The sequence below is a fragment of the Sphingobium agrisoli genome (assembly GCF_041877245.1).
Taxonomy (GTDB): domain Bacteria; phylum Pseudomonadota; class Alphaproteobacteria; order Sphingomonadales; family Sphingomonadaceae; genus Sphingobium.
Map to the genome: position 1 here is coordinate 19,015 of NZ_JBHDJI010000005.1, position 21,844 is coordinate 40,858.

The window sequence follows — 21,844 nt, forward strand, 5'->3', positions numbered from 1 at the left end:
GGCAAAAGCGTGGACGACAAGAAGAATATCATCCTGGCGGTGCTGCTGACCGGCCTTATCCTGTTCGGCTGGCCCTATGTGTCGCACTATTTCTTCCCCGCCGCCAACCCGCCGGCGACGAAAATCGAGGGCGGCAAGACGACGCCGGTCGCCAACCCCGCGGCCGATCCCGCCGCCGACAGCCCCGCTGCAATCCGCGACCGCGCCGCCGTCCTGCGCGAAAGCCCGCGCGTTGCCATCCGCACGCCCAAGCTCACCGGATCTATCAACCTGAAGGGCGCGCGCATCGACGACATCGTGCTGCCGACCTACAAGGAAACGATCGCCCCGGATTCGCCCGCCGTCCGCCTCTACAGCCCGTCCGGCACGCAGGACGCCTATTTCGCCGGCTTCGGCTGGCAGGGCGAGGGTCTTAGGGCTCCGAACAAGGATACGGTCTGGACCGCGAGCGGCGCGGCGCTCACCCCGACGACGCCGGTGACGCTCAGCTGGAGCAACGGCGCGGGCCAGCTCTTCGAAATCCGCCTGTCGGTCGACCAGAACTACATGATCTCCGCTGCCCAGAAAGTGTCCAACAGCGGCGCGGGCGCGGTCGGCGTGAAGCCTTACGCCTATATCAGCCGCACAGGCATCCCCAAAGACCCCGATACCTGGACCATCCATGTGGGGCCGATGGGCGTGTTCAACGGCGCGGCCAATTATGACGTGAACTACAAGGATCTGGACAAGGGGCCGTCGACCCAGAGTTTTCAATCTAAGGGCGGCTGGATCGGCTTCACCGACAAATATTGGCTGTCCGCGCTTGTTCCCGCAGCCGACTCCGACTTCTCCGGTCAGTTCCGCAAGGGCGCAGGCAGCCAATATCAGGCTGACGCCGCACTCGGCCAGACCATGGTCGCGCCCGGCAAAGCGGTGACGCAGACCCAGCGCCTCTTCGTGGGCGCCAAGGAAGTGAAGACGCTCGAAGCCTATCAGGACGCCGGCGTTCCGCTGTTCGACCGGGCGATCGACTGGGGCTGGTTCTACTGGTTCGAAAAGCCGATCTTCGCCCTGCTCCACTGGCTGTTCGAGCATATTGGCAATTTCGGCGTCGCTATCATCTGCCTGACGCTGATCGTCCGCGCGCTCATGTTCCCGGTCGCCCAGCGCCAGTTTGCCAGCATGGCGGCGATGCGCGCGGTGCAGCCCAAGATGAAGGCGCTGCAGGAAAAATATAAGGACGACAAGCAGCAGCTCCAGATGAAGATGATGGAGCTCTACAAGCAGGAAAAGGTAAACCCGCTCGCCGGCTGCCTGCCGATCTTCATCCAGATTCCGATCTTCTTCGCCCTCTACAAAGTGCTGATGCTGACGATCGAGATGCGGCACCGGCCCTTCGTCCTGTGGATCAAGGATTTGTCCGCGCCAGATCCGGCGCATATCCTCAACCTGTTCGGCTATCTCGATTTCCAACCGCCCGCCTTCCTGGCGATCGGCGTGCTGGCGCTGCTGCTGGGCATATCCATGTGGCTCCAGTTCAAGCTCAACCCGGCGCAGATGGACCCGATGCAGCAGCAGATCTTTTCGATCATGCCCTGGATGATGATGTTCATCATGGCGCCCTTTGCGGCGGGCCTGCTGGTCTACTGGATCACCAACAACTGCCTGTCGATGGCGCAGCAATGGTGGCTCTATCGCCGCCATCCGGTGCTGAGCACGGCGACGGCCGTGGCGAAATAATGCCATGCACCACGCCCGTTCGGTTCGAGCTTGTCGAGAACGGCGCACAGGGTTCTCGACCAGCCTGTCCTGAGCGACTGCTGCAAGCAGTCAGTCGAAGGGCTCGAACCGAACGGATGTTTGATTGACCGACCAACCCGACCAAGACCTGATCGAGGAAGCGCGCAAGCTGTTCGCCGGCCCGATCGCTTTCCTGAAGTCCGCGCCGGACCTTAAATTCCTGCCCGACATGGCGGTGAACGAGGTCGCGTTCGCGGGCCGATCGAACGTCGGCAAATCCTCGCTGCTGAACGCGCTGACCAACCGGAACGGGCTTGCCCGCACGTCCAATACGCCGGGGCGGACGCAGGAACTGAACTTCTTCGACGTGGGCGATCCGCTCCGCTTTCGCCTGGTCGACATGCCTGGCTATGGCTATGCCAAGGCGCCGCGTGACATGGTCAAGAAATGGCGCTTCCTGGTGAACGACTATCTGCGCGGCCGCGCAGCGCTCAAGCGCACGCTAGTCCTGATCGACAGCCGGCACGGCATCAAGGATGTCGACAACGACATGCTCGACATGCTCGACGGCGCGGCGGTCAGCTACCGCATCGTCCTCACCAAGACCGACAAGATCAAGGCGAGCGAGCTTGCCGCCGTGACCCAGGCGACCGCCGACGCCATCCGCAAGCGCCCCGCCGCCCACCCCGACATCATCGCGACGTCTAGCGAAAAGGGTATGGGTTTGCCTGAGCTCCGCGCGGCCGTGCTGGAGAGCGTGACGCAGGGGTGAGGCGCCCTCGACATGGCAATGCTGCCCCGGCTCCTAGCCCGGACCAGATGCCTGCACGGCTCCGGCATTAAATCACCGTAGCTGGCCGAGGCATGAGCCCGATCATTGATGCATTGATGCAAGTTCGGTTGGCCGGAGATATGTGAAGCCGCCCGCCATCCTCTGTCGTCACGACCCGGCACAAGGTCGGGGGATGGGTTTTGGCGTTTACCTTCGGTCACCCTGGAGGCTGCGGGACTGAGGACGACTGGTCTTTTTGCCTCCCCCGACACCGATCGGGTCGGGAGAGGCATGTTACTCAGGCGAAGCGCAGCAGCTTCACCTGCTTGACGCCGGCGAGGTTGCAGATGTCCCAGCGCAGCGGCTCGGTGACCGTGCCATCGACCGACAGCAGCAGCACCGCCTCGCCGCCCTGGTTGCGGCGGCCGAGGTGGAAGGTGCCGATGTTGACGGACGCTTCGCCCAGCGTAGAGCCGACGCGGCCGATGAAGCCGGGCGCGTCCTGGTTCACGATATAGAGCATCGTACCGCCAAGGTCGGCCTCCACCTTGATGCCGAACAGCTCGACCAGGCGCGGCTGGGCATGACCGAACAGGGTGCCGGCGACCGAACGCTCGCCATTTTCCGTCGTGACGGTGACGCGCACCAGCGTCTGGTAATCACCCTCGCGATCATGGCGCACTTCGCGCACGTCGAGGCCGCGCTCCTTCGCCAGGAAGGGCGCGTTCACCATATTCACCGTATCCGAATAGACCCGCATCAGGCCCGCGAGCACCGCCGCGGTGATCGGCTTCTGGTTGAGTTCGGCGGCATGGCCCTCCACCTCGACCGCGACGCCGGTGATGGCATCGCCCTCAAGCTGGCCGACGAGGCTACCCAGCTTCTCCGCCAGCGCCATATAGGGCTTCAACTTGGGCGCTTCCTCGGCGCTGAGTGACGGCACGTTCAGCGCATTGGTGATGCCGCCTTCCAGCAGATAATCGGAAAGCTGCTCGGCAACCTGAAGCGCCACATTGACCTGCGCCTCGTCGGTCGATGCGCCAAGATGTGGCGTGCAGATGAAGCCCGGCGTCCCGAACAGCGGCGAATCCTTCGCCGGCTCGGTCTGGAACACGTCGAGGGCAGCGCCCGCGACCTGGCCCGAATCGAGCGCGTCCTTGAGCGCCGCCTCGTCGATCAAGCCGCCACGCGCGCAGTTGATGATACGCACGCCCTTCTTGGTCTTCGCGAGATTTTCGCGGCTCAGAATATTGCGCGTCTGGTCGGTGAGCGGCGTGTGCAGCGTGATGAAGTCGGCCTTCGCCAGCAGCGTGTCGAGATCGGCCTTTTCGACGCCCATCTCGATCGCGCGCTCGGGCGTCAGGAAGGGATCGAAGGCGACGACCTTCATCTTGAGGCCCAGCGCGCGGCTCGCCACGATCGATCCGATATTGCCCGCGCCGATCAGGCCCAGCGTCTTGCCGGTGACCTCTACACCCATGAAGCCGTTCTTGGGCCACAGGCCAGCTTGCGTCTGCGCATTCGCCTCAGGCAGCTGGCGGGCGAGCGCGAACATGAGGGCAATGGCATGTTCGGCCGTGGTGATCGAGTTGCCGAACGGCGTGTTCATGACGATCACGCCCTTGGCCGAGGCGGCGGGGATGTCGACATTGTCGACGCCGATGCCGGCGCGACCGATGACCTTCAGGTTGGTCGCGGCCTCCAGGATGTCCTTCGTCACCTTGGTCGAGCTGCGAATGGCGAGGCCGTCATAATCGCCGATGATCGCCTTGAGTTCCTCCGGCGTCTTGCCGGTGATCTCGTCGACCTCGACGCCCCGCTCGCGGAAGATCGCGGCGGCGCGGGGGTCCATTTTATCGCTGATAAGTACCTTGGGCATAATCTTGAATCCTTTGTCAGTGCTCCTGCGAAAGCAGGAGCCCAGGGCGGCTAGGTTCCGCCCGCGAACCCTGGGCTCCGGCTTTCGCCGGAGCACGGTAGTGCGTGAGGTTAAGCGGCAGCCTTGGTCTGGGCATAAGCCCAGTCGAGCCAGGGCCCCAGCGCTTCGATATCGGCGGTCTCGACCGTCGCACCGCACCAGATGCGCAGGCCCGCCGGCGCGTCGCGATAGCCCGCGATGTCATACGCCGCGCCTTCCTTTTCGAGCAGGCCGGCGAACGCCTTGATGAAGGCTTCGTCCGCGCCTTCGACTGTCAGGCAGACGCTGGTCTTCGAGCGCGAGGCGGGGTCGGCGGCGAGGTGGCCGAGCCAGTCGCGGTCCGCCACGATCTTGTCAAGCGCCGCCGCATTGGCGTCGGACCGGGCGATCAGGCCCTTGAGGCCGCCCAGCGACTTGCCCCATTCCAGCGCGAAGATCGCATCCTCCACCGCCAGCATGGACGGCGTGTTGATGGTCTCGCCCTTGAACACGCCTTCGGCGAGCTTGCCCTTCGCCATCAGCCGGAAAACCTTCGGCAGCGGCCAGGCGGGCGTGTAGGTTTCGAGGCGTTCGACCGCGCGGGGGCCGAGGATCAGAACGCCGTGGCCGCCCTCACCGCCCAGCACCTTCTGCCAGGAGAAGGTGGCGACGTCGATCTTCGCCCAGTCGATCTGGTAGGCGAAGACCGCGCTGGTCGCGTCGGCGAAGGTCAGCCCTTCGCGTGTCGAGGGAATCCAGTCCGCGTTCGGCACGCGCACGCCCGAGGTGGTGCCGTTCCAGGTGAACAGCACGTCGGTGCTGAAATCGACTTGGGTGAGGTCGGGCAGCTGGCCGTAATCGGCGCGAATCACGGTGGGATCGAGCTTCAACTGCTTCGCGGCGTCCGTCACCCAGCCTTCGCCGAAGCTTTCCCAGGCGAGCGTCGTCACCGGGCGCGCGCCGAGCATCGTCCACATCGCCATCTCGAACGCACCGGTGTCGGAGCCGGGCACAATGCCGATGCGGTGGGTGTCGGGAAGCTGCAAGATCTCGCGCATCAGGTCGATGCAATAGGCGAGGCGGGTCTTGCCGATCTTGGCGCGATGCGAGCGGCCGAGCGAGTCGGCGCTCAGCTTGTCGGCGCTCCAGCCGGGGGGCTTGGCGCAAGGACCGGAAGAGAAAAAAGGGCGCGCCGGTGTGGTGGCGGGCTTGGCGGCAGGCGCAATGGTGGCGTCTGCGGCGGCTAGGTCAGTCATGTAATGCGTCTCCTTGCAGAGAGCACGCGCGGCGTTGGGACCGCGTGGCCCGCCGGCCGCCCTAAAGATTTCGGCTCGCCTGTCAAGGCGACACGGAAAACGAGACGAACCGAATATCGCGTTAACCTCCGGGCAAAGGGACGGGCGTAGGCTCAAGCGCATGAGCGAACGGGCGAAATGCGGGCCGGTGGGCAACATCGGCGTGACCGCGCTTCTGGCGCTGGCCTTGAGCGCATGCGGCGGCGACATCGTGCCACGCGGGCGCGTGGCGCACAGCCCGCCGCCACGCGCGGTGGTGCAGCGCCCCTCTGCCCAGCCGGCGCTCGAAACCCGGCAATGTTTCGCCAGGCTTGAGTCGCAGGCGGTCGCGTTCACGCCCCTCCCCGACCGCAGCTTTAGCGGCGGATGCAGCGCGATCGGCAGCGTCAAGCTGCTCGACATCGGCGTGCCCGCGACAAATTTGGGCGCGATGACCTGCAACCTGGCGGCCAATTTCGCGGCCTGGGCGCGCTATGGCGTTCAGCCCGCCGCGCGCCTGATATTGGGCGCGGAGATCGAAAAGATCGAGACGTTCGGCACCTATAATTGCCGGCCGATCGCGGGCAGCGGCAAGTTGTCGGAACATGCCCACAGCAACGCCATCGATGTCAGCGCCTTCGTCCTGTCCGATGGCCGGCGGATTACAGTGCAGGAGGGGTGGGCCGGCGACCGGCAGACGCGCCAGTTCCTCGCCCTCGTGCACGCCAGCGCCTGCAAGCGGTTCAGCACGGTGCTGAGCCCCGATTACAACGCCGCGCATCACGACCATTTCCATTTCGACATGGGCGGGCGTGGAGGGTTTTGCCGCTGAGCGGAACAAGGACGCGGCGGATTTTGCCACTGATGGCCTTGGCAGCGTCATCTTTGGCCCTTAATTCGCCAGGATGACAAAAAAAGAGATCGAAGAACGCAAATTCCGACCGGCCCGCGAAGAGGCCGATGACGCCAGGAAGCAGGTCGGCACCCCCCAGACGCAGAGCGCGGCCTATCGGCTCGCCTTTCAGGACACCGAGTTTCTGCTGCGTGAGGATTTGCGCCCCGTCCGCTTCCAGCTGGAGCTGTTGAAGCCCCAGTTGCTGATGGACGAGGCGCGGATCGATTCCACCTTCGTCTTCTATGGCTCCGCCCGCATCCCCGAGCCCGATCAGGTGCAGGCGCGAATCGACGCGGCGCAGACGCCTGATCAAAAGCGGATCGCCGAAAACCTGGGCAGAAAGGCGCGCTATTATGAGGAGGCGCGCAAGCTGGCGCGGATTGCCGCGCAATATCCGGTGAACGAAGCGGGGTGCCGCCACTTCGTCGTCTGTTCAGGCGGCGGCCCCTCGATCATGGAAGCCGCCAATCGCGGCGCGGCCGATGTCGGCCAAACGACCATCGGCATGAACATCGTCCTGCCGCACGAACAGGCGCCCAACCGTTTCGTGACCCCGGAACTGAGCTTCCAGTTCCACTATTTCGCGTTGCGGAAAATGCACTTCCTGCTGCGCGCTCGCGCGCTGGCGGTGTTCCCGGGTGGGTTCGGCACGTTCGACGAGATGTTCGAGCTGCTGACCCTGATCCAGACCGGCAAGATGAAGCCCATTCCAGTCCTGCTGTTCGGCAGGGATTTCTGGACCCGTGTGGTCGATTTCGAGGCGCTGGCGGATGAAGGCGTGATCTCGCCCACCGACCTCAACCTCCTCACCTGGGTCGAAACGGCCGAGGATGCGTGGGCGGCGGTGCAGCGTTTCTACGAGGATAGCGAAGCGCCGGTTTGCTGAACCGGGCGGCGCAGCCGCTCGAACCAACTCCGCGTCCTTGGCGCCTCTGCGCGCATGAATTTGATTTGCGCGGAGGCGCAAAGGACGCGGAGAAGACAGGATTGCCGCTACGCGGCCGCAGGGTGAAGGCTTGCCCTCTTCCCCGGCCCGCTCTAGGGCGCGGCCATGCGTGCGGACCTCGCCCATATCGATTGCTGGATCTTCGATCTGGACAATACGCTTTACCCGGCAAAGGCGGACCTGTTTGCCCTGATCGACGTGAAGATGGGCGAGTTCATCCAGGGCCTGCTGGGCTGCGACGCGGCGCTCGCGCGGGAAACGCAGAAGCGTTACTTCATCGAGCATGGCACCACGCTCGCCGGGCTGATGCGCAATCACGACACCGATCCGCGCGAATTTCTCGATTATGTGCATGATATTTCGATGGATCGGCTCGAGGTCGACACGGCGCTCAACGCAGCGATCGCCGCGTTGCCGGGGCGCAAGATGATTTTCACCAACGGCGATGCGGACTATGCGGGTCGGGTGCTGGGCAAGCTGGAGCTATCGGGCGCGTTCGAGCTGATCCACGACATCCACGCCTGCCAATATATGCCCAAGCCCGATCCGTCGGGCTATGCCGAACTGTGCCGGGTCCATGGCGTGGAACCGACGCGCGCCGCCTTCTTCGAAGACATGGCCCGCAATCTCCGGCCCGCCAAGGCGATCGGCATGACGACTATCTGGGTCAACAACGGCTCCGAAGCCGGCGGACATGACCATCATCCCGATTTCATCGATTTTGAAACCGACCATCTGACGCCGTTTCTGGCGGACATTCTGGGGAAATGACCATGAGCCAAGACCTGATCGCCACCATCGACGCCGCCTGGGAGGACCGGGCCAACGTCAATCTCCAGACGCAGGGCGAGGTTCGGCAGGCGGTGAACCGGGCGCTCGCGCTGCTCGACGGGGGCGAATTGCGGGTCGCCGAGCCTACGGAAAGCGGGTGGCAGGTCAATCAATGGGCCAAGAAGGCGGTGTTGCTATCCTTCCGCCTGAACGACAATGCGATGATCGACAACGGGCCGGGCGCGGGCCATTGGTGGGACAAGGTGCCGAGCAAATTCGCCGGCTGGGACGAGGCGGCGTTCCGCACCGCGGCTTTCCGCGCTGTGCCGGGCAGCTTCGCCCGCGCCGGATCGCACATCGCCAAGAACGTCATCCTGATGCCGAGCTTCGTCAATATCGGCGCCTTCGTGGACGAAGGCACGATGGTCGACACATGGGTCACCGTGGGCAGCTGCGCGCAGATCGGCAAGAATGTGCACCTGTCGGGCGGGGTCGGCATCGGCGGCGTGCTGGAGCCGCTCCAGGCGGACCCGGTCATCATTGAGGACGACTGCTTCATCGGCGCGCGCTCCGAAGTCGTGGAGGGCGTCCGCGTCGGCAAGGGATCGGTGCTGTCGATGGGCGTGTTCATCGGCCAGTCGACCAAGATCATCGATCGCGCCACGGGCGAAGTCTTCATGGGCGAAGTGCCGCCCTATTCGGTGGTCGTCCCCGGATCGCTGCCCGGCAAGCCGCTGCCGGACGGTACACCGGGCCCCAGCCTCTATTGCGCGGTGATCGTCAAGCGCGTGGACGCGCAGACCCGTTCCAAGACCGGGATCAACGAACTGCTGCGCGACTGACCCGCCGGAATCGGGGCAGGCGCCTCAGTGCCCCGCCTCGATCGCCAGCCTTATCGCCTCGGCGGCGGTGCGGACGCCCAGTGCCTTCAGCATCGCGGCGCGATGCATCTTCACCGTGCGTTCGGTGAGGCCCAGCATATAGGCGATCTGCTTGTTCAGCTGCCCTTCCGCCATCGCCATCAGCACCGCGCGCTGGCGGTCGGTCAGCGCATCGATACGGCGCGACGCATCATTGTCGCGCGGCCCTTCGATGGGCATCTGCGACCCCAGGAAATAATTGACCGTGCCGTCCATCCCGAAGATCGGCGCGATCATCAGCGCGTTGCGGAAGGTGCTGCCATCCTTGCGGTAATTCTGGAGTTCGACCAGCAGCGGCCGGCGTTCATGGATGGCGGCGCGGATTTCCTGCGTCTGCTCACATGTCCGCCTGTCGCCGGCAAGGAAACGACAATTGCGCCCGACGATCTCGTCCCGGTCATAACCGGTCAGCGTCAGGAAAGCCTCGTTGCACTCGACAATCGGATTGTCGGGCAGGCGCGGATCGGTCAGCACGGCGGCAATGGCGCTACCGGCGATCATTTCGGACAGGGACATTATTTTGCCAGCCACATGAACTAGGGCGTCACGGCTGCGACACCTTTGTTCATGTTGCCGAATTCAAAACCGTTGCGCAAGCGCGCGAATCAGGCTGGGAAGCGCCCGGCGAAGGCAAAATCCTCGATCGGCTTGCGGTCGCTCGGGGCTTCGCGCGCCTGGAGCGGTTCGGGCAGGCTCGTTTTGTCGCCCAGCCGCCCGATCGCCACGGCCGCTTCGATGCGGAAACGATCGGGAACGGCGAGCTCCGCGCGCGCCGCGTCGAAATCCACTCCGGTCATGCCATGGGTGTGATAGCCCATCCGCGTCGCCTGCAACGCCAGCAGCGCCCAGGCGGCGCCGGCATCGAAACTATGGCTGTGCGACAGCTTGTAATCGTCCGATCCCGGCGCGGCCATCAGCGTGTCGGACAGGATGAACACGATCACCGCCGCATTCTCGACCCAGCCCTGGTTGAAGGGCGCGAGAACGCCCAGGAAGCGCTGCCAGTCGGCGCTGTCGCGATGGGCGTAGAGGAATCGCCAGGGCTGATAGTTGTAGGCGGAGGGCGCCCAGCGCGCGGCGTCGAAGAGGGTGTCGAGATCGGCCTGCGGCAGCGCGCTCGCATCGAAGGCGCGGGGCGACCAGCGCTCCAGGAACAAAGGGTCGACGGCGCGGCTGGTGGCGCGGGGCGTGCTGCTCATCATATCTCCTGAGAAAAGGGGGCTGTGCCTCTGTCCTGCTTATGCGCGGTCAAGGCAAGGCAGGGGCGATTAACGCAGCGTTTCGGAAATCTCGCGAGCCTGTTTGGTGGCTTCCGCCACGCGCAGAAGCGCATCGGCGTCGCGGTCGATCAGCACCACCGCCGGTTCGCGGAGCAAAGTCTGCGCCAGACGGCCGCGCCACCGGTCGAACAATCCCTGGGGCTGATCGTTCTGCATCCACCCTCCCGCATAATCCATAAGTCCGATTCGCTCGGCTCTATCTATCGATCTTATAGAGAATCGTCTTAGTAGCAATGCTGATGATGGGCGCAGAAATGCTTGATCGACCGATCCTGCACCACTTGCTCCACCGTGCCGCCGAAGCGCTTTTGGAGCCTCAACGTGAAAATCGATCGGTAAGGTCTAGAATCGCGGCTTATGGCTGGCCGCTCAAGCCGGCGGCGTGCCATTCCAGTCTAAAGCGCGTCGAGTGCGCCGGCAATGCGGCCAACTGCGACATCGAATCCCTCGGCCTGTTGGGCGAAGCCGAGCCGCATATGCGCCGGATGGCCGAAACAGTCGCCTGGCGCGAGCAGCACGCCCGCGCCGGCGAGCGTCTGGCAGAAGGAACGGCTGTCGCGCCCGTCCGCAAGCCAGGGGAAAGCGGTGGTTCCACCCTCCGGCCGCACCCAGGCGAGCTTGCCCCGCGATCCCGCGACCAACCGGTCAAGCAGCGTGATATTGGCGCCCGCCACCCCTTCGAGCCGGTCGAGGATCACGGATGCATGCGTCAGCGCGTGGGTGGCGAGGCGCTCCAGCAAGGGCGAAGCACTGATGGTGAAGTAACTGCGCGCATCGGTGATCCGCGCGCGGCGTTCCGCATCCGCATCGATCAGCCATCCGGTTCGCAGGCCCGGTAGCGACAGCGCCTTCGACAGGTCGCTAGTGACGATCACGTTGGGGATGCCTGCGGCAGAAAGCTGCGGCGCGCCGAAATAGAGCGGGTGATAGACCTCGTCCACCAGCAGCGGCACGCCGCGGTCCGCCAACGCGGCGGCTAGCGCCACAAGCTCGTCGTGCGGCATGACCGCGCCGGTGGGATTGTGTGGCGTGTTGACGATGACGAGGCGGGTGCCGGCATCGACCTCGGCCAAGATGGCCTCGGCCCGTTGGGCAAAGCCGTCGGCGCGGTCCAGGCGATAGGATCGGGTAGCAAGGCCCCACGCCTGCGCCACGGCCTCATAGGCCGGATAGCCCGGGTTGGGCATGACGATGTTGGCCCCCGACTGGGCGGCGAGGCAGAAGAGGATCGAGAGCGCCTCGGAGGCACCGGTGGTGGCAACGACATGGTCTGGGTCAGCGCCATGGAAGGCGGCGATCGCCTGAAGAAGCGGCGCGCTGCCTTGGGGAGGCGCGTAGCTCAGGACCGTGTCGCTTAAATCGGGCAACGCCCCGCCCAGTTCTGCAATCTCCGCTACACTCCAGCGCGGCCCGGTGCTGGACGCGAGGTTGTAAGCAATAGGTGGCGTGGCGAAATCATGGGTGGAAAGCCAGTGATCGAGCGCGAAGGGCGGCAGGTGAACCATGGCCGCCATCCTCCCGCGTACAAAGGCCGCCAGCAAGGGCCATTATCGAACGTCTGGCGCTTACAACCCCGGCACCTTTCGCGGTTCGGCATTGATGGGTCTCTGCCAGCCCGGCTTTCCTCAGTATCCGGACCTACGAAAACTACTCCGCCGCCAGCAGCGCCTCGGCGCTTTCCAGATTGACCGACACCAGGCGGCTCACACCCTGTTCGACCATCGTGACGCCGAACAGCCGGTGCATCCGCGCCATGCTGACGGCGTTGTGGGTGACGATGAGGTAACGGGTGGCGGTCTGCGCCACCATCGCGTCGAGCAGGTCGCAGAAGCGCTCGACATTGGCGTCGTCCAGCGGCGCGTCGACCTCGTCCAGCACGCAGATCGGCGCAGGGTTGGTGAGGAACAGGCCGAAGATGAGCGCAACGGCGGTCAGCGCCTGCTCCCCGCCCGACAGGAGCGTAAGCGCTGCCAGCTTCTTGCCCGGCGGCTGGGCCATGATCTCCAGCCCCGCCTCCAGCGGATCGTCGCTGTCGATCAGTTCCAGATGCGCCTGTCCGCCGTTGAACAGCGTGGTGAAGAGGCGGCGGAAATGACCGTCCACTGCCTCGAAAGCGGCGAGCAGGCGCTGGCGACCCTCGCGGTTGAGGCTGCCGATCGAGCCGCGCAACTGGTTGATAGCGCTCGTCAGTTCGGCGCTTTCAGCGCGGCTGGTCGCCTGCGTGGCTTCCAGTTCCTCCAGTTCCTGCGCGGCAACGAGGTTGACCGGCCCAATCCGCTCGCGCTCGGCATGCAGCCGATCATGTTCGGCCAGTTCGGTCTGACCCAAGCGTATGTCTGCGCTGGCAAAACCCAGCCGCTCGGGCAGCACCGGCGGCGGACATTGAAACCGCTCGCCCGACAGTCGGTTGGTCTCGACGCGGCGCTCGTCGGCGGCCTCGGCGCGGGCGAGCGCTGTGGCGCGGGTCTCGCGTGCGGAGGCCAGTGTCTCGCCCGCCTCCGCCGCCTGCCGCTCGGCGGCGCGAAGGGCGGCGTCGGCTTCCTGCTCGGCCCGGCGGGCGTCCTCGGCGGCGTGCGTCAGCGCGGCGCCCTGGTCCGACAGTGCGGCGATCTCGATCGCCAGGGCATCCGGCCGATCCTTGCTCGCGCTGCGTTCGGAGCCGATCTCCTCTGCGCGCGCCAGCATTGCCTCGATGCGGCGCGCCGCCTCGCCTGCCCGCGCGCGCCACCCCTTGACCTCGGCCTCGGCTGCGGCCTGACGCTCGCGATCGCTGGCGATCGCGCGGTCGGCGAGCGCCTGATCGGCCTGCAACTGGCTGACGGCGCCCCGCGCCTTTTCGCTCGCCAGGGCGAGGGCGGCGACCAACGCGCCCGTCTCCGCGCCGTCGGGCATGGCGGCGCGTGCGCGCTCCGCTGCTTCATGCTCGGCCTGCGCCGCCGCCGCCTCACGCCGGGCTTCGGCAAGCCTTTCCTCAATCCCCTCGCGTCGCCCGGCGAGCCGTTCCAACGCGGTGGTCGCCTCGTCAGCCGCGCGCAGGGCCGCGCGCAGCCGCTGTTCCGCCTGCGTCAGCGCGGCGCGGTGGCTCGCGACCGCCTGCGCGGCGGCCTGCTCCTGCGCGCGCGCAGCATCTTGCGCGGCGGCGGCCTCCGCGACCGCCTGCTCGGCGGCAGGCCGCGCGGCGGCGAGCGCATCGAGCCGGTTGAGCCGGGTCAGCCGTTCTGCCGCTGCCGCTCCGCCCTCGGTCGCGACATAACCATCCCAGCGGCGCAATCGGCCGTCCAGCGTGACCAGCCTCTGCCCCACCGCCAATGGCTGCCCCAGATCGCTCTCGCTCACCGCGATTTGGGCCAATCGGCGCGCCAGTTCCCCAGGGGCTGCGACGAGATCGGCAAGCGCGGACGCTCCGTCAGGCAGCGCCGGATCGCCGGGCAACCGTTCCGCGCCGCCCCAGCGCCGCTTGCCCTCCGCCCCGATCGGCGCTTCCAGATCGTCACCCAGCGCGGCGGCAAGCGCGCGTTCATAGCCGGGCGCGGCCTTCAGCCGGTCGAGTGCGCGCGCCTGGCCGCCGCCGCTCTCGACCGCACGCCGCAAGGCCGCCACCTCGCTATCCAGCGCCGCCAGCCCCGCGCGGGCCGCCGCGAGCCCCGCTTCGCCCGCGGCGCGCGCCTCGGCAGCAGCCTGACGCTGCGCATCCGCTGTACCGATCGCTGTCTCGGCCGTATCGCGATCCGCACCCGCTTGTTGCTGCTCGATCAATGCCGCGTCGCGCTTCGTCACCAGCGGAGCGGGGTCGGGCAAGGCCGCGGCCTCCCCCTCCAGCCGTCCCTGTTCCCGCCCGGCCCGATCCAGCCGCTGGCGCGCGGCCGCGACCGCCGCTTGGGCGACGCGCAGTTCCGCCTGTTCGGCCGCCTGGGTAGCCATGGCGCGGGCAAGCTCCAGTTCAGCGTCCCGCGCCGCGGTCTCCGCCGCCATAATGCGCGACGCGAAATCGGGGCGCTGCTTCTCTGTCTCGGTGATGCGCGCCTTGAGAGTCGCCACTTCGCCGGTCAGGCGGGCGATGGCATCGGCCGCGTCATTGGCGAGTGTGCCTTCGCGCGCACGGTCTTCCTCCAGACGGGCTGCCTGCTGGCTTAGGTCGGCAAGGCGGCGAACCGCCGACTCGCGCTCGGTCCGCAGCGCCGCCAGCCTGTGCCCCGCTTCGCTCGCGGCGTCGCGCGCGGCCTGCGCCGCCGCGCGCCGCTCCGCCAAGGTCGTCACTGCCGCCTGCGCCTTTTCACCGGCGGCAAGCTGCGCGTCCTGCGCCGCCGCGACGGCGGCTTCCGCCTGCCTCGCTTCGGCGCGCGCCGCCTCGGCGCTGGCATTGGCTTCGCGCCAACGGGCGAACAGCGTCCGCGCCTCCGCCACGCGGATCTGATCGGACAGTCGGATATAGCGCTCCGCCGCCCGCGCCTGTCGCCGCAGCGCGTTGGCGCGGGCGTCCATGTCCAGCAAAATCTCGTCCAGTCGCGCCAGATTGGCTTCGGCCGCGCGCAATCTCTGCTCGGCGTCCTTGCGGCGGACATGCAGCCCGGCGATCCCCGCCGCTTCCTCCAGCATCGCGCGCCGTTCCTGCGGGCGGGCGGCAATGACGGCGGCGATGCGGCCTTGGCTGACGAGGGCAGGACTATGCGGCCCCGTGGCGGCGTCGGCGAAGATCAGCGAGATGTCCTTGGCGCGGACGTCCTTGCCATTGGCGCGATAGGCGCTGCCCGCCCCGCGTTCGATCCGGCGCGTGACTTCCAGTTCGCCGTCTGCGCCGACCTCGACGGTCGAGAACAGCTCGCCCTGTTCCTGCACCGTCAGCAGCGACACTTCGGCAAAGTCGCGGCTCGGCCGGCTGGCGGTGCCGGCGAAGATCACATCCTCCATGCCCGCGCCGCGCATCGACTTGGCGCTCGATTCGCCCATGACCCAGCGAATCGCTTCCAGCAGATTGGACTTGCCGCAGCCATTGGGGCCGACGATGCCGGTCAGGCCCGGCTCGATCCGCAGCTCGGTCGCATCGACGAAGCTCTTGAAGCCGGAAAGCTTGAGCCGCTTTATCTGCACGGGGATAAGCCGGAGCAACCTGCCCCGCCCCCGTCAGCCCCCGTTGTCGATGTCCGCCCCCGCCGATCCAATCAGATGCCTGCTTCCTTGAGCTTGGGCTGCAACGCCGCCCAGGTGGAGGTGTTGGGCACGATCACTCCGTTCAGCAGGAAGGTTGGCGTTCCCTGGATGTCATATTGCTTGCCGGCGGCCTCGACCCCCTTCGCCAGCCGGGTGGCGGCGGCGGTGTCGGCCAGGCACTGCTTCGCCTGATCGGCGGAAATGCCGCGCTGCTGGGCGAATTCGACAAGGCCGAGCGCCTGGGCGATGCCAACCGGGCGCTGCGCGGGCGGCATCTGTTCGACCGCCTGGAGCTGCGGCCCCGCCGCCTGCACCTTTTCGAACATCGTGGCCTGGTTGGCGAAGAACTGCTCGGTCAGCGGATAGAAGACGTCCTTGCCGCCGCATTGCGCCAGCAGGGCGGTGGTGAGGTCGATGGGATCGCGCAGGAAGGGCCGGAACTCGTAGCTCATCTTGCCGGTGTCGACGATTTTGCGGATGTCTTCGGAGGCTTCGACAGAAAAGTCGCGGCAATGGCTGCATGTGTAGGAGCCATATTCGACCAGCTTCACCGCGGCGTTGGGATTACCCAGCACATAATAGCCGTCCGGGGTCGCCGCCACCGTTTCCGCCCAGCTGCTGCCGGCCGGAGCTGTCACCGCGGCGACCGGCGCGCCGCTGGGCTTTGCCCCCTCCTCGCTCTTGCCGCAGGCGGCGAGGGTCAGGCTGAGGGCGAGAGCGGAAACGAGAGCGGGCAGGGCTTTCACGGCGGACTAGGCTCCGATTACAGGGTGACGGCGTTTTAGATCAGCGCGAGGCAGGGGGCAATGCGGCCTTCACGATATCCCAGTTCGACCCGTCCACTTTCGCGCCGTTGATGGTGAAGCCCGGCGTGCCGCCGATCTTGACCTTGTTCCACGCCTCGTCGGTCATGGTGAGGATCTGCTTCATCGACGCAGGGTTGGCAACGCAGGTGTTGAGCTGGGCGGGGGTGAAGCCGCGCTTGCCCATCAGCGCGTAGAGACCGGTCTTCTGGCCGATATCCTGGAGCGCCGGGATCTGCTCGGCGGGTTTGGCCGCATCGCGATCATAGGCGATGATCTGGTCCATCCAGGCGGTCTGGTTAGCGAACAGCGCCTCATGATTGCCCATGAACCGCGCCGGGCCGCCGCAGCGGGCCAGTAGCGCGGCGGTGAGGTCATATTTGTCCCGCACCGCATTGCGCACCTCGACGCTGACGCCGCCGCCCTTCACATATTGGGTCTTGAGCGGCACGGTGGCTTCGCCGACGAAATGGGCGCAGTGCGAGCAGGTATAGCTCACATATTCGACCAGCTTGGTCTTTGCGGCGGGATTGCCCATCACATGCCCGCCGATCGGCGACTGGGCGATGCGGCTCACCCAGTTGACGGCGGGGGCGGCCACAAGCGTCGCGGGAATGGCGATAAGAGCGACCGGCAGAAGCTTTCTGATCATGGCATGTCCGATAGAAAGGAAGAGCTGAACCGAGGCTAAACCTCAGCCGATCCGGGGGAGGCCGCTACTGTTGGCGATGCCCTGCGCCAGCGATTCGAGCACCGCGCGCAGTTCCGGGTCGCCAATGTCGCGCAGCGCATCGCCCAATTCGTTCGGAACGGGCTTGAGGTTGCGGGGCGGCGGGCGGCGCTCGGGCTGGGTCGGGCGGATGTCGCCTTGGCGCAGCGCCACCTTCGCCACGGCGGCATAGCCGAAAAAGCGGTTCACCCGGTCAACGATGTCGGGCAGCGCGTGCTGGATCATCGGCGCATGGCCGCTCATCACCGTCAGTTGGAGCGTGCCGCCGGCCTTCTTGCCGACCGGGAAGCGGATCGATTCGGGCGCGGATATCGCTGCATAATGCGGGCCGACGATTTCCTGCCAGCGGGTGACGATGCTCGATTGCACGAAGCCGAACTTGCGAAAGGCCGCGCGACCGATGTCGGGCATCAGGTCGGCGATCTGGCGCGGCGCGCCGGTACGCGGGCGCTCTTCCGCCAGGGGCGCGCGAGTCTTCATTTTAGGGCTGGGCGGGGTTTCCGTCATGCCCTGCTTAATGGCATAGGGCCGCCATGCGCGTCGAGGGCGGAGACAGAAAAATCGCGGCCGATCTGCTGGCCCATTATGACGTCCATGCGCGCCGCCTGCCCTGGCGCGCGCCGCCGGGCGGCAACGCCGCCGATCCCTATCGCGTATGGCTGTCCGAAGTCATGCTTCAGCAGACCACGGTTGCGGCGGTCGGGCCGTACTTCACCAAATTCACCGAGCGCTGGCCGACGGTCGAGGCGCTTGCCCAAGCGGACGACGCCGATCTGATGGCGGCTTGGGCCGGCCTTGGCTATTATGCCCGCGCCCGCAATCTCCTCGCCTGCGCCCGCGCCGTGGTGCGCGACCATGGCGGGCGCTTCCCCGGTACGGAAGAAGCGCTGCGCGCCCTGCCGGGCCTGGGCGCCTATACCGCCGCCGCCGTTGCCGCCATCGCCTTTGGCCGGCGGGCGGTCGTGGTGGACGCCAATGTCGAGCGGGTGGTGGCACGCCTGTTCGCCATAGCGACGCCCCTACCCGCCGCCCGTCCAGCGATTCGCGCGGCGGCCGACCGGATCACGCCTGACGCGCGGGCGGGGGATTTCGCGCAGGCGATGATGGACCTGGGCGCGACCATTTGCACGGCCCGCAACCCGGCATGCGGCATTTGCCCGCTGCGGCAGGACTGCGCCGCCGTCCGCACCGCCGATCCCGCCGCCTTCCCGGTCAAGGCAGCAAAGAAGCCAAAGCCGCACCGCATCGGTCATGGCTGGTGGATGGAGCGCGAAGGCCAGGTCTGGCTGGTGCGACGGCCGGGCAAGGGGCTGCTCGGCGGGATGCGCGCGCTGCCCAGTTCCGACTGGAGCGCCGCGCCGGACGCCACCCCGCCCGCCCCGGCGCGCTGGATCACCATCGATCCGCCGGTGGCCCATGTCTTCACCCATTTCTCGCTGGCGCTGACGATGCACCATGCCCATGTGGAGGCGACGCCGCCGGGCGAGGGCGAATGGTGGCCGGTCGATCGGATCGATGCAGCAGGGCTGCCGACCCTGTTCGCCCGGGCGGCCGAGGCGGTACGAAAGGACAAGGATGCACGGAACCCAAGCGCCTAGGCCAGTGCCCGGCTTCGTCGGCGGCACGCTCGACCGGGCGGACCATATCCGCACCAGTGCGGCACTGCTGGCCGACACCTTCGCCGATCCCGCCGCGCGGCTGCTGCTGCTCGATGGACTGGAGCCGGTTGCGGCGGACGGGCATCTGGTGCTGGACCCGCTCGCGCCGGACGCGCGGGTCGAGCAGCATGTGCTGCTCGGCATCGATACCGAAGGCCGCCCGATCTTCGCCCGGCTGGTCGCCGATCTTGGCCCCAACCTCATCCCCACGCCGCGCAGCCGCGCGATCGCCGGGGAACTGCCGGTCGAGGAGGTCGCGCTCTACGGCACGGCCCGCAGCCTCGTCCACTGGCACGCGCGCCATCGCTTCTGCTCGGTCTGCGGCGCGGCGACCGCGCCGGTCAAGGCAGGCTGGTCGAGGCGCTGCACCGCCTGCAACGCGGAGCATTTCCCGCGCACCGATCCTGTCGTCATCATGCTGGCCGAACATAAAGGGCGCGTCCTCCTGGGCAGGCAGCACAACTGGCCGGAAGGGCGCTATTCGGCGCTCGCCGGCTTTGTCGAGCCGGGCGAGACGATCGAGGAAGCCGTGGCGCGCGAATTGCATGAGGAGGCGGGCGTGCGGGTCCATTCCGTCCGCTATGTCATGAGCCAGCCCTGGCCGTTCCCCTCCTCGCTGATGATCGCCTGCGTCTGCACGGCGCAGGACGACGCGCTCACTCTCGACGAGACCGAGATCGAACATGCCTTCTGGTGCGACGCCGATGGCGTTCGCGCGGCGATGGCGGAGGAACCCGATGCCCCCTTCATCGCGCCGCCGCAGATGGCGGTCGCCTGGCATCTGCTCGATCACTGGCTGGCTGGCGTTGCCCCCGACGCCCCGAGCGCGTAAGGCCCGGCCTCTTCCTTTCGCCGACATAAGGACTATTTCCCCGCGATGCTCAGTCTAGAAGAAGCGCAGTCGCGCGCGCAGGATCTGGTAAGTGCCGCGCGCAAGGCGGGCGCGGACGCGGCCGACGCCATCTATGCCTGCAACGCGTCCACCAACGTGTCGGTGCGGCTCGGCGCGCTGGAGGATGTCGAGCGGTCCGAGGGCGAGGAGATCGGCCTGCGCGTCTTCGTCGGCCAGCGATCGGCGAGCATTTCCGCGTCGGACATGAATCCCGCGACGCTCGGCACTCTGGTCGAGCGCTGCATCGCGATGGCACGCGAAGCGCCCGAAGACCCCTTTGCCGGCCTTGCGCCCGAGGATCGGCTGCTGACCCGCCGCCCGCCCGCGCTCGACCTGGCCGACGGGGCCGAGCCCGAGCCTGCCGCGCTGCGCGAGCGCGCGCTGATCGCCGAGGAAGCGGCACGATCCGTGCCCGGTATCACCAACAGCGAAGGGGGCGGCGCGTCGCACGGCCGCAGCCAGGTCGCGCTCGCGACCAGCCACGGCTTTGCCGGCAGCTACGCAGGCACCACCCATTCGAGCTGGGCAAGCGTTCTCGCCGGCAGTGGCGCGCAGATGCAGCGCGACCATGCCAGCCACAGCGTTCGCCATCTGGAGGATCTGGACAATGCCGAGGCGATCGGCGTGCGCGCCGGCCAGCGCGCTGTCGCGCGGCTCAACCCGGTGAAGGTGGAAAGCGGGGTCATGCCGGTGATTTTCGATCCCCGCATCGGCTCCAGCCTGATCGGCCATCTGGTGAGCGGCATCGTTGGCCCGGCGATTGCCCGCCGCTCCAGCTTCCTGCTCGACATGCTGGGCGAGGCGATCTTCGATACCGGCGTCACCATCCTCGACGATCCATTGCTGCCGCGCGGGCTGCGTTCGCGCCCGTTCGACGGCGAGGGGCTGGCTGTCGAGCGACGCGCGCTCATCGATCGGGGCGTGCTGACCGGCTGGCTGATGGACAGCGCCTCGGCGCGGCAGCTTGGACTCGAACCGACCGGCCATGCCAGCCGCGGCGGCAGCGGTGCGCCCGGCGCAAGCGTCACCAATGTCCATATGGAACCGGGCACCACATCGCCGGGCGATCTGATGGCCGACGTCGATCGCGGCATCTACGTGACCGAACTGATCGGCATGGGCGTGAATGGCGTCACTGGCGACTATAGCCGCGGCGCTGCCGGCTTTCTGATCGAAAATGGCGCGGTGGCGCACGCGGTCTCGGAAATCACCATCGCCGGCAATCTCAGGCAGATGTTCAAGGCGCTGGTGCCCGCCAGCGACCTCCAGTTCCGTTACGCCATGAACGTCCCCACCATCCGCATCGACGGGATGACCGTTGCCGGCGGATGATCCCAGGCTGCGCGCGATCGTGTCCGCCGTCGCGGACGCGGCCGATCATGCGTTGACCTTGTGGGCGGGTGGCGAAACCCGCGTGCGGCAATGGGAGAAGGTGCCTGGCCATCCGGTATGCGAAGCGGATCTGGCGGTCGACGCGCTGCTGCGGGAACGGCTGACGGCGATCGATCCGGAAGCGGGCTGGCTGTCTGAGGAGACAGCCGACACGGTCCATCGGCTCGGCGTTCCCCGCGTGTGGGTGGTCGATCCGATCGACGGCACGCGCGACTATCTGCGCGGCCGGCCCGGATGGGCCGTGTCGGTGGCGCTGGTGGAGGATGGCGCGGCCAGCATCGGCATCCTTGCCGCGCCGGCGCGCAACGAGCTGTGGATCGCGCAGACGGGCAGGGGTACGACTCGCAACGGCCGGCTGTTGGGAGCGGGCGCGCGCACCCGTCTGCCCGGCGCGCGCGTGCCGGCGGACCAGCTTCCCCGCATCGACCGCGATCTGCTGACCGTGCCCAAGCCAAACAGCATCGCGCTGCGGATGGCGATGGTGGCGGCGGACGAGGCCGATCTGGTCGCCACGGTGCGCTGGGGCAGCGAATGGGACGTCGCGGCGTCCGCGCTGATCGCGCAGGAAGCCGGTGCGATCGTGACCGACGCTTTGGGCAATCCGCTGCGCTTCAACCGGCCGCAGCCCACCGCTTTCGGCCTGCTCTGCTGCGCGCCGGGCATTCACGCCGCCGCACTCGAACGGCTCGCGCCGCGCGCCCGCGACATATTGGCCCAGAACGCCACACACTGAGCCCGCGCGCCATG

Annotated in this window: 20 protein-coding genes; 10 read left to right on the plus strand and 10 right to left on the minus strand. The window is 67.0% G+C overall.

The features are described from left to right. The first annotated feature begins 9 nt into the window (after nucleotides 1–9). Nucleotides 10–1,719, plus strand: coding sequence for a membrane protein insertase YidC (yidC, locus tag ACETPF_RS10020; protein WP_373934331.1), 1,710 nt, complete (start codon nucleotides 10–12; stop codon nucleotides 1,717–1,719). A 124-nt stretch (nucleotides 1,720–1,843) separates the two neighbouring features. Beyond that, nucleotides 1,844–2,491 carry a ribosome biogenesis GTP-binding protein YihA/YsxC gene (yihA, locus tag ACETPF_RS10025; RefSeq protein WP_373934332.1) on the plus strand — a complete coding sequence of 216 codons (648 nt, stop codon included), beginning with the start codon at nucleotides 1,844–1,846 and terminating at the stop codon, nucleotides 2,489–2,491. Between the two features lie 298 nt (nucleotides 2,492–2,789). On the opposite strand, the gene serA is transcribed toward yihA, so the two are convergent. Both serA and ACETPF_RS10035 read right to left on the minus strand, forming a co-directional pair. After that, nucleotides 2,790–4,370, minus strand: a complete 1,581-nt coding sequence (gene serA, locus ACETPF_RS10030; protein ID WP_373934333.1) for a phosphoglycerate dehydrogenase — start codon at nucleotides 4,368–4,370, stop codon at nucleotides 2,790–2,792. A 110-nt stretch (nucleotides 4,371–4,480) separates the two neighbouring features. After that, nucleotides 4,481–5,644 carry a phosphoserine transaminase gene (locus tag ACETPF_RS10035; protein WP_373934334.1) on the minus strand — a complete coding sequence of 388 codons (1,164 nt, stop codon included), beginning with the start codon at nucleotides 5,642–5,644 and terminating at the stop codon, nucleotides 4,481–4,483. 160 nt (nucleotides 5,645–5,804) lie between these two features. On the opposite strand from ACETPF_RS10035, the gene ACETPF_RS10040 reads away from it, so the two are divergent. From ACETPF_RS10040 to dapD, 4 genes are all read left to right on the plus strand, one after another. Next, nucleotides 5,805–6,494 carry an extensin family protein gene (locus ACETPF_RS10040; RefSeq protein WP_373934335.1) on the plus strand — a complete coding sequence of 230 codons (690 nt, stop codon included), beginning with the start codon at nucleotides 5,805–5,807 and terminating at the stop codon, nucleotides 6,492–6,494. A 73-nt stretch (nucleotides 6,495–6,567) separates the two neighbouring features. After that, the gene (locus ACETPF_RS10045; RefSeq protein ID WP_373934336.1) at nucleotides 6,568–7,443 is read left to right on the plus strand and encodes an LOG family protein; all 876 of its coding nucleotides are present in this window, start codon (nucleotides 6,568–6,570) and stop codon (nucleotides 7,441–7,443) included. Nucleotides 7,444–7,608: 165 nt separating this feature from the next. Further along, a complete protein-coding gene (locus tag ACETPF_RS10050) occupies nucleotides 7,609–8,274 on the plus strand; it encodes a pyrimidine 5'-nucleotidase (protein WP_373934337.1) in 666 nt (221 codons plus the stop codon). A gap of 2 nt (nucleotides 8,275–8,276) precedes the next feature. After that, complete coding sequence (gene dapD / locus ACETPF_RS10055; RefSeq protein ID WP_373934338.1) at nucleotides 8,277–9,116, plus strand: 2,3,4,5-tetrahydropyridine-2,6-dicarboxylate N-succinyltransferase; 840 nt, start codon at nucleotides 8,277–8,279, stop codon at nucleotides 9,114–9,116. A gap of 24 nt (nucleotides 9,117–9,140) precedes the next feature. On the opposite strand, the gene ACETPF_RS10060 is transcribed toward dapD, so the two are convergent. From ACETPF_RS10060 to ACETPF_RS10095, 8 genes are all read right to left on the minus strand, one after another. After that, complete coding sequence (locus ACETPF_RS10060; RefSeq protein ID WP_373934538.1) at nucleotides 9,141–9,710, minus strand: PAS domain-containing protein; 570 nt, start codon at nucleotides 9,708–9,710, stop codon at nucleotides 9,141–9,143. A gap of 89 nt (nucleotides 9,711–9,799) precedes the next feature. Continuing rightward, nucleotides 9,800–10,393, minus strand: coding sequence for a nitroreductase family protein (locus tag ACETPF_RS10065; RefSeq protein ID WP_373934339.1), 594 nt, complete (start codon nucleotides 10,391–10,393; stop codon nucleotides 9,800–9,802). A 69-nt stretch (nucleotides 10,394–10,462) separates the two neighbouring features. Further along, nucleotides 10,463–10,630 (minus strand): hypothetical protein, encoded by a 168-nt coding sequence (locus tag ACETPF_RS10070; RefSeq protein ID WP_373934340.1) that lies wholly within the window; start codon nucleotides 10,628–10,630, stop codon nucleotides 10,463–10,465. Nucleotides 10,631–10,869: 239 nt separating this feature from the next. Further along, nucleotides 10,870–11,979, minus strand: a complete 1,110-nt coding sequence (locus ACETPF_RS10075) for an aminotransferase class I/II-fold pyridoxal phosphate-dependent enzyme (RefSeq protein ID WP_373934341.1) — start codon at nucleotides 11,977–11,979, stop codon at nucleotides 10,870–10,872. Nucleotides 11,980–12,121: 142 nt separating this feature from the next. Further along, entirely contained in the window at nucleotides 12,122–15,562 is a 3,441-nt protein-coding gene (locus tag ACETPF_RS10080; protein WP_373934342.1) for a chromosome segregation SMC family protein, read from the minus strand. Between the two features lie 71 nt (nucleotides 15,563–15,633). Beyond that, nucleotides 15,634–16,368 carry a thioredoxin domain-containing protein gene (locus tag ACETPF_RS10085; RefSeq protein WP_373934343.1) on the minus strand — a complete coding sequence of 245 codons (735 nt, stop codon included), beginning with the start codon at nucleotides 16,366–16,368 and terminating at the stop codon, nucleotides 15,634–15,636. 40 nt (nucleotides 16,369–16,408) lie between these two features. Continuing rightward, nucleotides 16,409–17,077, minus strand: coding sequence for a thioredoxin domain-containing protein (locus tag ACETPF_RS10090; protein WP_373934344.1), 669 nt, complete (start codon nucleotides 17,075–17,077; stop codon nucleotides 16,409–16,411). Between the two features lie 42 nt (nucleotides 17,078–17,119). Continuing rightward, nucleotides 17,120–17,662, minus strand: a complete 543-nt coding sequence (locus ACETPF_RS10095) for a DUF721 domain-containing protein (protein WP_373934345.1) — start codon at nucleotides 17,660–17,662, stop codon at nucleotides 17,120–17,122. A gap of 26 nt (nucleotides 17,663–17,688) precedes the next feature. Between ACETPF_RS10095 and ACETPF_RS10100 the strand changes: the two genes are divergently transcribed. From ACETPF_RS10100 to ACETPF_RS10115, 4 genes are read left to right on the plus strand one after another with little or no spacing between them, the layout of a single operon-like run. After that, nucleotides 17,689–18,753, plus strand: a complete 1,065-nt coding sequence (locus ACETPF_RS10100; protein ID WP_373934346.1) for an A/G-specific adenine glycosylase — start codon at nucleotides 17,689–17,691, stop codon at nucleotides 18,751–18,753. Then, entirely contained in the window at nucleotides 18,731–19,645 is a 915-nt protein-coding gene (gene nudC, locus ACETPF_RS10105) for an NAD(+) diphosphatase (RefSeq protein WP_373934347.1), read from the plus strand. The genes ACETPF_RS10100 and nudC overlap by 23 nt, the downstream gene beginning before the upstream one ends. Nucleotides 19,646–19,690: 45 nt before the next feature. After that, a complete protein-coding gene (locus ACETPF_RS10110; protein ID WP_373934348.1) occupies nucleotides 19,691–21,037 on the plus strand; it encodes a TldD/PmbA family protein in 1,347 nt (448 codons plus the stop codon). Beyond that, nucleotides 21,024–21,830, plus strand: a complete 807-nt coding sequence (locus ACETPF_RS10115) for a 3'(2'),5'-bisphosphate nucleotidase CysQ (RefSeq protein WP_373934349.1) — start codon at nucleotides 21,024–21,026, stop codon at nucleotides 21,828–21,830. The genes ACETPF_RS10110 and ACETPF_RS10115 overlap by 14 nt, the downstream gene beginning before the upstream one ends. Nucleotides 21,831–21,844: the final 14 nt, after the last annotated feature.

Excerpts from the sequence above, each read along its gene's own strand:
- serA (WP_373934333.1), bottom strand. The coding sequence starts at position 4,370 with ATGCCCAAGGTACTTATCAGCGATAAAATGGACCCCCGCGCCGCCGCG.
- ACETPF_RS10035 (WP_373934334.1), bottom strand. The coding sequence starts at position 5,644 with ATGACTGACCTAGCCGCCGCAGACGCCACCATTGCGCCTGCCGCCAAG.
- ACETPF_RS10040 (WP_373934335.1), top strand. The coding sequence starts at position 5,805 with ATGAGCGAACGGGCGAAATGCGGGCCGGTGGGCAACATCGGCGTGACC.
- ACETPF_RS10045 (WP_373934336.1), top strand. The coding sequence starts at position 6,568 with ATGACAAAAAAAGAGATCGAAGAACGCAAATTCCGACCGGCCCGCGAA.
- ACETPF_RS10050 (WP_373934337.1), top strand. The coding sequence starts at position 7,609 with ATGCGTGCGGACCTCGCCCATATCGATTGCTGGATCTTCGATCTGGAC.
- dapD (WP_373934338.1), top strand. The coding sequence starts at position 8,277 with ATGAGCCAAGACCTGATCGCCACCATCGACGCCGCCTGGGAGGACCGG.
- ACETPF_RS10060 (WP_373934538.1), bottom strand. The coding sequence starts at position 9,710 with ATGTCCCTGTCCGAAATGATCGCCGGTAGCGCCATTGCCGCCGTGCTG.
- ACETPF_RS10065 (WP_373934339.1), bottom strand. The coding sequence starts at position 10,393 with ATGAGCAGCACGCCCCGCGCCACCAGCCGCGCCGTCGACCCTTTGTTC.
- ACETPF_RS10070 (WP_373934340.1), bottom strand. The coding sequence starts at position 10,630 with ATGCAGAACGATCAGCCCCAGGGATTGTTCGACCGGTGGCGCGGCCGT.
- ACETPF_RS10075 (WP_373934341.1), bottom strand. The coding sequence starts at position 11,979 with ATGGTTCACCTGCCGCCCTTCGCGCTCGATCACTGGCTTTCCACCCAT.
- ACETPF_RS10090 (WP_373934344.1), bottom strand. The coding sequence starts at position 17,077 with ATGATCAGAAAGCTTCTGCCGGTCGCTCTTATCGCCATTCCCGCGACG.
- ACETPF_RS10095 (WP_373934345.1), bottom strand. The coding sequence starts at position 17,662 with ATGACGGAAACCCCGCCCAGCCCTAAAATGAAGACTCGCGCGCCCCTG.
- ACETPF_RS10100 (WP_373934346.1), top strand. The coding sequence starts at position 17,689 with ATGCGCGTCGAGGGCGGAGACAGAAAAATCGCGGCCGATCTGCTGGCC.
- nudC (WP_373934347.1), top strand. The coding sequence starts at position 18,731 with ATGCACGGAACCCAAGCGCCTAGGCCAGTGCCCGGCTTCGTCGGCGGC.
- ACETPF_RS10110 (WP_373934348.1), top strand. The coding sequence starts at position 19,691 with ATGCTCAGTCTAGAAGAAGCGCAGTCGCGCGCGCAGGATCTGGTAAGT.